This is a genomic window from Amycolatopsis sp. NPDC104587, assembly GCF_055583645.1.
In genome coordinates this window covers 179,870-191,835 of record NZ_JBVJNO010000018.1, presented here as the reverse complement: position 1 = coordinate 191,835, position 11,966 = coordinate 179,870, and the positions used below count along the sequence as shown (strand labels likewise).

The 11,966-nt window shown below is 72.8% G+C and carries 12 protein-coding genes; 6 read left to right on the top strand and 6 right to left on the bottom strand.

All coding sequences use genetic code 11. From position 1 onward, the window contains the following. Positions 1-544 precede the first annotated feature (544 nt). Positions 545-1,402 carry a phosphatase PAP2 family protein gene (locus ACZ61C_RS41670; RefSeq protein WP_465313467.1) on the top strand — a complete coding sequence of 286 codons (858 nt, stop codon included), beginning with the start codon at positions 545-547 and terminating at the stop codon, positions 1,400-1,402. Then, positions 1,399-2,409 carry a YdcF family protein gene (locus ACZ61C_RS41665; protein ID WP_465313466.1) on the top strand — a complete coding sequence of 337 codons (1,011 nt, stop codon included), beginning with the start codon at positions 1,399-1,401 and terminating at the stop codon, positions 2,407-2,409. The genes ACZ61C_RS41670 and ACZ61C_RS41665 overlap by 4 nt, the downstream gene beginning before the upstream one ends. A 35-nt stretch (positions 2,410-2,444) precedes the next feature. On the opposite strand, the gene ACZ61C_RS41660 is transcribed toward ACZ61C_RS41665, so the two are convergent. From ACZ61C_RS41660 to ACZ61C_RS41650, 3 genes are all read right to left on the bottom strand, one after another. Beyond that, a complete protein-coding gene (locus ACZ61C_RS41660; RefSeq protein WP_465313465.1) occupies positions 2,445-3,245 on the bottom strand; it encodes a polysaccharide lyase family 7 protein in 801 nt (266 codons plus the stop codon). Positions 3,246-3,432: 187 nt separating this feature from the next. Continuing rightward, on the bottom strand, positions 3,433-3,912 hold the full coding sequence (locus ACZ61C_RS41655; RefSeq protein ID WP_465313464.1) for a hypothetical protein: 480 nt from the start codon (positions 3,910-3,912) through the stop codon (positions 3,433-3,435). A 40-nt stretch (positions 3,913-3,952) separates the two neighbouring features. Beyond that, the gene (locus tag ACZ61C_RS41650) at positions 3,953-5,062 is read right to left on the bottom strand and encodes an NADH:flavin oxidoreductase (RefSeq protein WP_465313463.1); all 1,110 of its coding nucleotides are present in this window, start codon (positions 5,060-5,062) and stop codon (positions 3,953-3,955) included. Between the two features lie 93 nt (positions 5,063-5,155). On the opposite strand from ACZ61C_RS41650, the gene ACZ61C_RS41645 reads away from it, so the two are divergent. Then, positions 5,156-5,527, top strand: coding sequence for a MerR family transcriptional regulator (locus ACZ61C_RS41645; protein ID WP_465313462.1), 372 nt, complete (start codon positions 5,156-5,158; stop codon positions 5,525-5,527). Here the strand turns inward: ACZ61C_RS41645 and ACZ61C_RS41640 are convergent. Then, positions 5,472-6,422, bottom strand: coding sequence for an NADP-dependent oxidoreductase (locus tag ACZ61C_RS41640; protein ID WP_465313461.1), 951 nt, complete (start codon positions 6,420-6,422; stop codon positions 5,472-5,474). The genes ACZ61C_RS41645 and ACZ61C_RS41640 overlap by 56 nt on opposite strands. Positions 6,423-6,503: 81 nt before the next feature. Here ACZ61C_RS41640 and ACZ61C_RS41635 point away from each other — a divergent pair, with 81 nt between their 5' ends. Continuing rightward, positions 6,504-7,037: a TetR/AcrR family transcriptional regulator gene (locus ACZ61C_RS41635; protein ID WP_465313460.1), complete on the top strand. Its 534-nt coding sequence runs from the start codon at positions 6,504-6,506 to the stop codon at positions 7,035-7,037. Here ACZ61C_RS41635 and ACZ61C_RS41630 read toward each other — a convergent pair. Next, positions 7,034-7,903, bottom strand: coding sequence for an NmrA family NAD(P)-binding protein (locus ACZ61C_RS41630; protein WP_465313459.1), 870 nt, complete (start codon positions 7,901-7,903; stop codon positions 7,034-7,036). The two genes, ACZ61C_RS41635 and ACZ61C_RS41630, sit on opposite strands and share 4 nt — an antisense overlap. Before the next feature lie 86 nt (positions 7,904-7,989). Between ACZ61C_RS41630 and ACZ61C_RS41625 the strand changes: the two genes are divergently transcribed. Next, the gene (locus ACZ61C_RS41625) at positions 7,990-8,676 is read left to right on the top strand and encodes a TetR/AcrR family transcriptional regulator (RefSeq protein ID WP_465313458.1); all 687 of its coding nucleotides are present in this window, start codon (positions 7,990-7,992) and stop codon (positions 8,674-8,676) included. On the opposite strand, the gene ACZ61C_RS41620 is transcribed toward ACZ61C_RS41625, so the two are convergent. Then, positions 8,666-10,906, bottom strand: a complete 2,241-nt coding sequence (locus tag ACZ61C_RS41620) for an RICIN domain-containing protein (RefSeq protein ID WP_465313457.1) — start codon at positions 10,904-10,906, stop codon at positions 8,666-8,668. The genes ACZ61C_RS41625 and ACZ61C_RS41620 overlap by 11 nt on opposite strands. A gap of 552 nt (positions 10,907-11,458) precedes the next feature. Between ACZ61C_RS41620 and ACZ61C_RS41615 the strand changes: the two genes are divergently transcribed. Next, positions 11,459-11,698 carry a hypothetical protein gene (locus ACZ61C_RS41615; protein ID WP_465313456.1) on the top strand — a complete coding sequence of 80 codons (240 nt, stop codon included), beginning with the start codon at positions 11,459-11,461 and terminating at the stop codon, positions 11,696-11,698. Positions 11,699-11,966 lie beyond the last annotated feature (268 nt).

Below are 11,966 nucleotides of genomic sequence, written 5' to 3'. Positions count from 1 at the left end.
GGGGGAACAGTCCGTGATAGGAGCGAGTCCCCACACCCCCCCCCCCCCCCCCCCCCCCCCCCCCCCCGGGCTCGCGTCAGCCGGTGAAGCTCCACAGGATGTAGCTGTCGTGCAGGTCCATCCCGTGCTCCCGGTACGCCGCGCCGATCGAGACCAGCAGGGTGCGGAGCTCGCTCTCGGACCGGGCGTCGAACTCGCCGATGTCCGGGTCGAACAGGGCGGACGTGACCGCGGCCGTCGCGGTGCAGGCCCAGGGAATGACCGCCCGAGCCGCCCTTGATCGACAGGATGAAGGCGCTCGACCGGCGGTCGAACGCCGCGCCGACGATCTTCTCGGGCTCGTCGTTCCGCTTCACCGTGGCGAAGCCCCACTGCGCCGACGCCGTCGTGTCGCGGATGACGTACCCGCCGATCGGGCCGGACCGACCCGATCGGGTGACGGCCGCGCACCGTCCGTCGTGTTGGTTCCGGGCCGCCTTCGGTGTACTCCTGACGGCGGCGCCCCGGTGCGCCGTCCGGAGCAGCACTTCTCGGAGGAGGTCCGGTGGTACCCGCTCGCCGCTGGCTGGTCGTCGCGCTCGTCTGCGTCGTCGTGGCCGTCGCCGTCTATTTGCTCGCCGTCTGGACGGTGCCGGGCCAGGAGCTGGAGAACGCGGCGTTGCGCGGGGCCGACGAGGCCGCCGCGGGGGACCGGGCCGTCGCCGACGAAGGACTGGGCCGGATCACCGTCTACGCGCTCGCCGCCGCCGTCGTGCTGGTCGTCCTGGCCGGCCTGGTGCGCCGCCGCCCCGACCTCGCCCTCGCCGCGGCCGGGGTGATCGTCGCCGGGCAGCTCGTGACGCAGGTGCTCAAGCGGTTCGTGCTGCCGCGGCCGGGGCTGGTGCCGCTCACCAGGCACTACGCCGGCAACAGCCTGCCGAGCGGGCACACCACGATCGCGATGACCGTGCTGTTCGCCGCCCTGATCGTCGTGCCCTACCGGTGGCGCGGCGTGGCGCTGTTCTTCCTGCTGTCCTGGGCGGTCGGCATCGGCGCGTACACGGTGACCGCGAAGTGGCACCGGCTGTCCGACACCCTGGCCGCCGACGCGATCGCCCTCGCCCTCGCGCTCGCCTGCGTGGCGTCGTGGTGGCTCGCGCGCCGCGGAGCCGTGCGGCGCCACGAAGGCAAGCGCCGGATCCCGCGGGTGGTCGTCGTGGCCTTCGCCGCGCTGGGCGGCCTGGTGTTCCTGGCCCTCGGCGGGGTCCTGCTCGGCGCGGCGCTGACCCAGGGCGGCTACGAAGCGACGTTGCGGGACAACACCTACGTCGTCTACCTGGCCGCGAGCTCGTTCGCGTCGGCCGGGTCGGTGGCGGCGGCGCTGGTGTTCCTGGCGACGTGGCGGCGGCTGGAGGCCGGGTGAACCCGGCGCTCTTCCCGCTCGCGGCGGCCGTGTTCTGCTTCGCCGTCTTCCTGGTCAGCTTCCTGCTCGACCGCCGGAAGCTGCGCAACGGCTTCTACCTGTTCTTCGCGCTCGCGTTCTTCGGCCTGGCCTTGCTGGCCCTGCTGGCGTCGATCTCGCCGGAAGCCGCGGCGATCGTCGGGTTCGGCCTGCTCGCCCTGGTGCCGCTCACCGTCGTGGTGCTCGCGGTCTTCCTGATCTGCAACGGCGTGACGATGCTCCGCCGCGAAGGCCGCCGGCCGGCGAACCTGCTGTCGCTGGCGGCCGGGCTGGGCATCGTGGCGCTCGTCGTCTTCGGGGTGGTCGTCGGGCAGCTCGGCTGGGCGCCGCTGGAAGTCGTCCGGGACAGCGTCGACGGCATCGTCGCGTACCTGTCGTTCCTCTTCGTCTGTTTTCTGTTGTACTCGCTGGTCTACGGCCGGGTCCGCAGCCGGCGGCCGCTCGACTTCGTCGTGGTGCTCGGATCCGGGCTGCTCGGCGGCCGGAAGGTGCCGCCGCTGCTGGCCGGCCGGCTCGACCGCGGGCAGCGGGTGCTGGACGCCGAACGCGCGAAAGGCCGCGCGCCGCTGCTGGTCACCTCCGGCGGGCAGGGGCCGGGGGAGGAGGTCCCCGAGTCGCACGCGATGGCGGACTACCTGGTCGGCCGGGGCGTGCCGCGCGAGCGGATCATCCTCGAAGACCGGTCGCGGACGACACGGGAAAACCTGGTCTACAGCGCGGAACTCATGCGCGCGCGGCACCCGGGCTACCGGTGTGTGGTGGTGACCAACAACTTCCACGTCCTGCGCGCGGCGTTGCTGGCGCGTGCGGCCAAAGTGGACGGTCAGGTCGTCGGCGCGCCGACGGCGTGGTACTTCTGGCCCAGTGCGACCCTGCGCGAGTTCGCCGCGATCCTGGTGGACCACCGGATCCTGAACTCGGCCGTGTGCGTGCTGATCGTCGCGGCCAGCGTGCTGAAGGCTACCTAGCCCGCCGCCCGGTCGGGGCGGCGGGCCGGGGTGGGTCAGCTGTGCGAGACGGTCAGGCCGTAGAACGCGACCCGGGCGCCCTTCGTCGTGCTGTCCGAAGAGGACTGGTTGTACGAGCCCGCCTTGAAGTACTGCTTGTACGCCTTGAACGACGACGGGATGCTGTAGTGCGTGGTGCTGCCGTTGACCGTGAGGTCGATGGTGTTGCCGCCGGAGATGCCGATCGTGTAGGTCCAGGTCTTGCCGATCGCGACGTGGCCGACTGTGTGCGGGGTCTGGCCGCCGTCGGGGGAGTTCTCCGTGCCCAGCACGATGTCCCCGCTCGCGCGGTAGTACAGCTCCAGCAGGGGCTTGGTCGACGACCCGCCGGTGCCGAGGTGCACCTGGCCCACGCAGACGTTCGACGTCACCGACACCACGCGCAGGGTGGCGCTCAGCTTGTGCGACCCGCTCAGCGACCAGTTGGCGGCCGACCCGCTGCGGTTCATCTCGCGCAGCTCGGAGCGCGCGTAGTTGGAGTTCGGTGTCGTGACACCCTTTTCCGGCGCCCAGAAGGTCATCGCGCCGTCACGGGTGTCGGTGTAGAAGTAGCTGTCCTGGAAGCCGTTCGCGCCCTGCAGGCGCGAGGAGGAGATGGTGGTCGGCGACCCGGGTGACCCGACCGGCTCCTGCAGCTGCCAGACGCCGAGGTCGAAGTTGCCGCCCGGCGCCTTGGCCGGATCGGCGAGGACGCTCTGGCCGATCGCGCCGCCCGAGGGGCCGGCGAGGGCGGGCAACGCGGTTCCGGCGGCCAGGGCCGGAACCGCCAGCAGGACGAGCATGGCACGCACGCGCATCGTGGGTGTCCTTTCGCGACGAGGACCGGGACGGAGCGTGAGCACACTCCGTCCCACCATTCGTTCACGGGTGTGAATAAATGGTCTGGACAACCCGGCGGCGAAACTGAAGGTTAAGAGGCGGTTCGCATCGTGTCAAGCATTGACCGGGTCCGCTGGAAGCGTTTACCGGGCCGGCCGCCGACGCTCACGGGTGGTCGGGCGAGAAGGTGACGGCGCCCGCGCCGTCGTGGTCGTTGATCTTGCTGTGCCAGGTCAGCGTGTACCCCTCGCCCCGCCGTCCGGTGACGGTGTAGTCGACGTCGCCCGCGGCCGACGTCGCGGTGAAGGTGCCGGCCGGGGTCCACGCGCCGCGCGAGATCTCCTTGTCACTGGTCTTGGTGAGCCAGCGGCGGACGTCGTCGGGGGTGGCGGTGAGCGCGACCCCCGATTCGACCACCGTGTGGTCGGCGTAGAACCGCAGGTACGTCCGGCTGTTGTCGGCCGGGTCGCCGACGTAGAGGCCGTCGGCCCGCGGGCTGAACCCGCTCGCCTCGGTGGGGCCCGGCGCCGAGGTCGCGCTCCCGCCGGTCGTCGGCGCCGGCGACACGATCTCGCCGGACCGCGAACCCGGGGCGCAGGCCGTCAGCAGGAGGAGCGCGGCGGCGAGGGCTGAGGTGGCCTTCATGGGTGACCACCCTAGCCCGGCCGCCGGGCGCTCACCGGTCCTAGCGGCGGGTGCCCAGCGCCGCCGGGGTGAAGGGCGTGATCTCGGTTTCGCGGCCGGCCAGGACTTTCGACGCCCACGACGGGTCGGCGAGCAGGGGCCGGCCGACGGCGATCGCGTCGAACTCGTCGGCCTCCAGGCGGTCCAGGACGCCGTTGATGCTCGTCGCCGTCGCGGTTCCGCCTGCTGTGAACTCCGTGTCGAGCCCGATCGAGCCGACCGTGATCGCGGGTTTGCCGGACAGCTTCTTCGCCCAGCCCGCGAGGTTGAGGTCGGAGCCGGCGAACGCGGGCTCCCAGAAGCGGCGGGTCGAGGCGTGGAAGGCGTCGGCGCCCGCGTCGGCGAGCGTGTCGAGGATGACGCCGAACTCTTCCGGTGTTTCGGCGATCCGGGCGGTGTAGTCGTTCATCTTCCACTGGGAAAGCCGGACGACCACGGGGAAACCGGGCGACACCGCGCGGCGGACCCCGGCGACGACCTCGGCGGTGAACCGGGTCCGGGCGCGCAGGTCGCCGCCGTAGCCGTCGGTGCGGTGGTTGGTGCCCGCCCAGAGGAACTGGTCGATGAGGTAACCGTGGGCGCCGTGCAGTTCGACGCCGTCGAAGCCGAGGCGTTCGGCGGCTTCCGCGGCGTCCGCGAACGCCTGGACGACGGCGTTGATGTCGGCCTGGGTCATCGTCCGGCCCGGCTCGCCGGGGCTGCCGTCCGCGGACACCGGCACGCCGGACGGGCCCATGGCGGGCGCGCCGGGGTGCGGCACCGGCCCGGGCTTGCGCGTCATGCCGACGTGCTGGAGCTGCGGGAAGATCACGCCGCCGGCCTCGTGGACGGCGTCGGCGACCCGGGACCAGCCGGCCAGGGCCTCGTCGCCGGAGAAACGGGACACCTGGTCGTGCTCGCCGGCCGACGGGTGCCCGACGTAGCTGGCCTCGGTGACGATCAAGCCGACACCGCCGGCCGCGCGCCGGGCGTAGAAAGCGGCGACCTCTTCGGTCGGAACGCCGCCGGGCGACTGCGCGCGGGTCATCGGCGCGAGCGCGATGCGGTTCGGGACGGTGAGCTCGCCGAGCGTGAGCGGGCGGGACAGGAGGTGGTCGGCACGGGTGGTCACGGGATCTCCTTCAGGTGAGTTCCCTGCTACGCTAAAACCTCACGTGGACGTGAGATTCAACCTCGAGTGCGGCAGATCACTTCGGGAGCGGCGATGCGGATCGGGGAACTGGCCGAGAAGTCCGGCGTGAGCGTGCGGGCGCTGCGGTACTACGAAGAACGGGGCATGCTCGTCCCGGAGCGCAGCGCGGGCGGGCACCGGCACTACACCGACCGCGGGGTGCAGCTGGTCTGGCTGATCCAGCAGTTCTACGCCGCCGGGCTGTCCAGCAAGTCGATCCTGGAGATCCTGCCGTCCGTCGACACGGGCGAGGCGACCCCCGAGGCGCTCGCCGTGCTCGTCGCCGAGCGCGACCGCATCGACCGGCAGCTGGCCGAGCTGGCGAGCACCCGGGAGAAGCTCGACCACGTCATCGCGAACGCGTCGGCGGCGTCGTGCTCGCACGAGTGCCCTCCGGTGGAGTGAGCACGACGAGCTTTCCCCGCCGCGGCCCGGTTTCCGCGGCGGTGTGGGCGGCGGCCGTGTCCTCGAGCGGGAAGACCGCCTGCACGGGCACGCGGAACGAGCCCTCGGTGAAGAGCCGCGCGGCGACCGCGAGACCGTGGCGCCCGTCGGGCTGGCCGGCCAGCGCGCCGACCGACATCCGGACGCCGTGTTCCGGCCCGCTGAAGTCGGCGAGCGTGACGACCGAGGACGGCGAACCGGTCAGCGCCACCAGTTCCGGAAGCGAGCCCTTTCCGGCGACGTCGAGGGCGGCGTCGACCGGGCCCGGCACCCGGCCGGGCAGTCCCGGGCCATAGGGGACCGGTGTCGCCCCCAGCCCGGCGACGAACTCCTGGTTGCCCGGCGCGGCCGTGCCGACCACGCGGGCGCCGCGGGCGAGGGCGAGCCCGACGGCGAGGCTGCCGACCCCGCCGGAAGCGCCGTCGACGAGCAGGGTCGACCCCGCGCCGACGCCGAGCAGGTCGAGCGCGCGGGTGGCCGTCTCGATCCCGGAGGCCGCCGCGCCCGCCTGCGCCCACGGCATGGCCGGCGGTTTCGGCGTCCAGAAGGCGAGCACCGCGAACTCGGCCGTCGCGCCACCGAGCCGGGCGAGGTCGACCGAGCCGAAGACCTCGTCGCCGACCGAGACGCCGTCGGCGTCCGCTTCATCGACCACCCCTGCCGCGTCGACACCGGGAACGTGCGGCAGGGAGAGAGGCGAGCGTGACTTCCCGGCGCGGATCGCCAGGTCGACGGGCGACACGCCGGCCGCGCGCACGCGGATCCGCACCTGCCCCGGCCCGGCGTGCGGCTCCGGCAGGTCGCCGACGGACAGGACACCGGGCGGGCCGAACCGCTCGAACCGGGCTGCGAACACGTTTCACTCCAGGGAAGTTCCGGCGGGCTGGTGGTGTTGACGCTAGGAGTGACCACCGGAGGCCGGGGCGAAGTGAGAGCCGTGCACGAGCAACTGACGCAGAACCGGCGGGCGGACGCCGAGCGCAACCGCCGTCACCTGGTTTCGGTGGCCCACACGACGTTCTCCCGGCTGGGCACCGAAGTCCCGGTCCGCGAGATCGCCCGGCGCGCGGGCCTGGCCCCCGCGACGGTGCACCGGCACTTCCCGTCCCGCGACGACCTGGTCGCGGTGGTCTTCGCCGAGCAGGCCTCGCGCTGCGCGGCACAGCTGAGCGCGGCGCTGGCCGACCCGGACGTCCGGCGGGCGCTGACCCGGACGTTCCACCGGTTCGGCGAGTGGCAGGGCCCGCTCACGGACGCGATGCGGGCGAACCCGGCGTACGCGGCTCTGGCCCGTGAGCACGGAGAGGTCTTCGCCCGGCTGGTGGACCGGGCGCGCGAAGCGGGCATCCTGCGGGCACCCGCCGAAGACGTCCGGCTGGGCCTGCAGGCGTTGACGTCGGTGCGCGCGTCCCCGGGAGACGCGGTGCGGCGCCTGACCGGCGTGGTGCTTTCCGGCCTGCTGACCCCCTAAGCCGATTCTCGGCGAACAAGCGCTTCGAGCACCGAACGCGCCGAGGTCGCCGGGCGGCCCAGGAGCGTCTCGAGCGCCGGGTCGGTGACCGCCATCTCGCCGGCCCGGGCGGCGCGGAACATGCCGAGGGTGAACTCGGCCGCGGCCGCGGGCATCCCCTGCCCGGTGACCGCCGCCGTCCACTCCTCGTCGTCGACGACGATGCGCTTGATCGTGCGGCCGGTGAGGTCGCCGACGATGTTCGCGACGTCGGCGAAGTCGAGCAGCTCGGGGGCGGTCAGGGGCGGGGTCGGGCCGTCGAACGCGCCGGGGCGGGTCAGCACGAGCGCGTCGGCTTCGGCGAGGTCGTCGTGGGCCGTCCAGGAGACCGGGCCGTCGGCCGGGAGCCGGAGCTCGCCCGTCCGCAGCGCGTCCGCGAGGTAGTACTCGAACGTGCTCGCGTAGAACCCGTGCCGCAGCGCGGTCGAAGCGACTTTTTGGGCCGCCAGATGGGTTTCCGTGGCGGCGTGCTGCCGGCCGGGGTCGAAGCGGGAGCCGGCCGAGGCCATCTGGTGGCTGGTGTACAGCACCCGCGACGCGCCCGCCCGGACCGCGGCGTCGATCGCGGCCTGGCTCGCTTCGGCGGCCTGCGGGCCGCGGATCGCGGCCGAGACGACGAGCACCTGGTCGGCCTGCTCGAACGCGGCGTCGAGCGTGGCCGGGTCGGTGAAGTCCCCGGCGCGGACGCGGACACCACGGGCGGCGAGCCCGGCGGCGGCGCCGGGGTCGCGCACGCTCACCCCGACGGTGTCCGCGGGCACGCGGCCGAGCAGGTTTTCGACGATCCGGGAGCCGAGGCGGCCGGTCGCGCCGGTGATGACGATCATGGGTTCTCCTCCGTGAATCACTGGTTCGCTTTCGACGATACCACTGATTCGAACCAGTGGTATCGCGATCCTGATACCATTGGTTCATGCAGGGAGAGTCCGCCGTCGACGTCCGGTCCGGGATCATCGCCGCCGCGGCCGAGCTACTCCACGACGACGGGGCGCGGGCGGTGACCACCCGCGCGGTCGCCCAGGCGGCGGGCGTGCCGCCGCCGACCATCTTCCGGCTGTTCGGCGACAAGGACGGTCTGTTGCGGGCGGTCGCCGAGCACGTGATGGCCGGCTACGCCGCGGGCAAGGCGGAGAAGGCCGCGGGGGAGAACGGCGACCCGGTCGACGACCTGCGCGCCGCGTGGCGGGCGCACATCGCGTTCGCCCTCGCCAACCCCGAAGTCTTCCTGATGCTCGCCGTGCCCGGCCGCCTGCGGGACTCGCCCGCGACGGCGGCCGGTGCCGAGGTGCTCCGCGCCCGGGTCGCGCGGGTGGCCGCCGCGGGTCTTCTCGCGGTGCCGGAAGCGCGCGCGGCCGACGTGATCCACGCGGCCGGCACCGGCGCCGTCTTCACCCTGCTCGGCCGTCCGGAAGAACGGCGTGACCCGGCGCTGGCCGAAGACCTGCTGACGGCCGTCCTCGCGACCGTGCTCACGTCGGTGCCGGCGCCGCCGGCGTCCGATCCGGGCGCGGTGGTCAACGTGTTCCGCGCGGTGCTGCCGGAGCTGGCCGTGCTCACCGACGCGGAACGCGCGCTCCTGGCGGAGTGGCTCAGCCGCTGACCGACCACCGCTGGCCGTCGGCTCCGGCGCCGGCCTGCTGGGTGACCCGGGCGCCGTCGGCGGCGGACGACGTGGTCAGCGTCAGGCCACTGTGGACGGACGTGAGCGTGACGGTGCCGTCGGCGCGCCGGACGGCGGTCCAGTGCTGGTTGTCCCCGCCGGTGCAGGGCCACTGGATGACGGCCGCGCCGGCCGTCGTGCGCCCGCCGTCGACGTCCGCGCACAGGCCGGACTCGGCGCTGCGCAGCTCGTAGGACCCGTCCGGCTGCCGCGTGAAGGTCCAGCGCTGGTTCGCGCCGCCGTTCGGGGTCCACGTGACCAGCTGCGTTCCGCGCGTGGTGCTGTGGCCGGGAACGTCCAGCGCCTTGCCGCCCGCCGTGAGGACGTGGGTGCCGTCCAGGCCGCCGGCGGTTCCCACCGGCGTGATGGCGAGCGTCTGCTGCGCCGCGGTGCGGCCGCCGCCGACCGCCGAGCCCGTCCGGTCCGTCCAGTGGCGGACCGGTGTCGTCTCGGCCGCCTGCCCGGTGGTCACCGGCAGGCCCAGCGCCAAGCCGCTGTAGCGGTTGACCAGCCGGTAGGCGCCCGACGGGCCGGGAACGACGAACCACTGCTGACCCACGGCCGGGCCGCCGGCGCCGGCCGCCGTCACCGTCGGCGCGGTGCCCCACGCCCGCGTCGCCGCGGAGGAGGAACCCACGCCCAGGAGGTGCCCGCTCGCGGCGTTCGTGATCCGGTACGAGCCGTCCCCGTTGCCGGTGAACGTCCACGCCTGCGCCGCGGACCCGTCGCCGGCCGCGACCGACGTCGTCGCGGAGCCGCCGGGGACCTGCGCGAGCACCCGGCCGGCACCGTCGGCGATCCGGTAGGTCTTCGCCGGGTCGAAGGGGACCGCCGCGCGCCGCGGGTTGTCGATCGAGACGTCCACGTACTCCCCGGAAGCGTCGCCGGAGCAGCCGAACGAGCAGTAGGCGCGGAAGTCCTTGCCGACGATGGTGGAGCTCGTCTTGTTCGCGGAGTCGACGAACCACCGGTACCAGGACGCGGTGTGGTAGCCGCCGGTGGTGCCGATCGGGAACCACTTCTGCGTGGCCAGGTCGTCGGTGGCGTAGTACTGCTGGGGCGCGTTGCCGCTCTGGTCGACCGCCTGCGGCTCGCCGACGTAGAGGCCGAGGTAGGCGTTGTAGGTGATGTCCATGACGAACAGCGGTGAGGTCGCGGGCATCTTGCCCGCGGCGACCTGCTGGTCTGCCGTGCCGGCGTTGGCGGGGTTGTACTCCTGGGCGGGCGGGGTGTAGCCGGCGGGGTTGTCCGCGCCGGCCGGCACCTGGTTGCTTTCCTTGCCGCCCACACCGGGTTCGGTCCAGGCGCCGTCGTACCACTTGCGCCAGGAGCCGGGCGCCATCTTCGAGGCGATCGGCGCGCGGGCGACGTGGGCGTAGAACGCTTTCCAGCTCCCGTTCTTGTCGACCACGCGCGAGCCGTAGAAGACGTAGAAGTACCCGGAAGCCGCGTCGACGTAGAGGCGCTGGTCGCCGTCGCCGTAGTAGTAGGTCTGGTTCGGGAACGCCGTGGTGTCGCCGCGCCGGGTGCTGTACGGCGAGGTGAGGACGTGGGCCTTGATCGTCCAGGTCCGGCCCCGGTCGGTCGAAACCGCGTAGTCGATCGCGTCGTAGTGCAGGCCGTCGCCGAACGGCTGCGGCGTGAACTCGTTGTGCACCAAGCCGTACCAGTCGCCGGTGTCCGGGTCGACCCAGGTGCCGACGAGGTCGCAGTAGTTCTTCTGCGCGTACCGCGACCCCGAGGGCGCGGCGGTGGACTCCACTCCGGTGGGGCTGGTGTTGCAGCGCCAGGTGGTGTTGTTGTTGCGGTCGTCGGGGTTCGCGGGGTTCACCGCGTCGCTGACGGCGTTCTTGGTGAAGCTGTCGAAGTCGCGGCCGCTGTAGAAGTCCCATTCGCGCGGGTCCGTGGCGCCGTAGAGGGCTGCGGACTGCTGGAAGTAGAACGTGCCGTCACGGTCCACGTACGGGGACGCGGGCGAGTCGGTCGGGGTCGACCACGGGTGCGTCGCGCCGACCGAGACGGTGTAGCCGTCGGTGGGCGGTGTGGCGGCGGGCGGCGTGGCGGGCGTGGCGGCGGCGGGCGTGGCGCCGCTGACCAGCGCGGCCGCGGCTACGGCGGCCAGGAGGGCGTGCGAGCCGCGCCGCGCGCGGGACGACCGGTCAGAACGCATCGGAACTCCTCGATCTCCGCACGGGCGGGTGGTCGGCGTGCTCGCAGTCTGCACGAAGATGCACAAAGTCGCAAGAAACTACTCGCAATCAATCAACATCAGTCATGGAGTGTGATCGGTGCTCCGGACGTCAGGGGGCGGGGTGTCCGCTGCGGGTGCTCGGACGTCGGCCCGGGGGAAATTGCCGACTTTTTTGGTGGAAAACGAAAGTCCGGCTATTCGTGTCGCGTCCTGGGTGGCGGGCGGATGTCCGGTTCGACGAATTCGACAGTGGTTCCTGGCTGACCGACGTCCGGGTCCCGATCGCTTGCCTGGACCGGGAATGTGAAGAAGTTTTTGGCGGTGGGATAGTTTTACGAAGGGGCACAAAAAGGCAACAACTGTGCATCTCACTCTTTCGAGTGGATTGATGTTCACGGCGAGTCAGAGGTGGTCAAACTGGTAACTCCGATGGCGGATTTCACGACTGTCGGGACGTCTCTTGTTCGCGATCGGTCACCGGGTGTGGCCGGTCCCGGCGGAAGGTCGGTGTCCGTGGGAGCTCATGGTCCGATGTCCCTGGTCACCCGGCGGCGGGTCGCCGTCGCGCGGGTCCGTCCCGCCGTCCGCAACCGGTGGCTGCTGTTCGCCCTGGTGGTCTTAGCCGTCGTACCGGCCGACGAGGGCGGCGGCGCGTGGGCGATGGCGGGAGTCTTCGTGGCGGCGGTCGCCGTGGCGCTGGCCCACCGCGCACTGACCCGGGCGGCCGCGAAGGTGCAAGCTGCACTGGACGACGAACTCGACGCGCGTTAGCCCAGGCGGGGCGGGGCGCCTCTGGTCGCGAGGCCGGGCCGACCCGGCTGCAGCCGCGCCGGCCGGAGCCGCGTCGGCCGGGTCGGAACCGGAGCGCGCTACAGCCGCACTGGCCGGATCAGCCTCGCCACAGGACCAAGGTGCCCGGAGCCCGGTCGGCCGAGCCTCGCAACAGATCCCACCGGAGCCGCGCCGGCCGAGTCGGCCGGGTCGGGACCGGGCGCGCCGGAGCCGCGTCGGCTGGGTCGGGACCGGGCGCGCCGGAGCC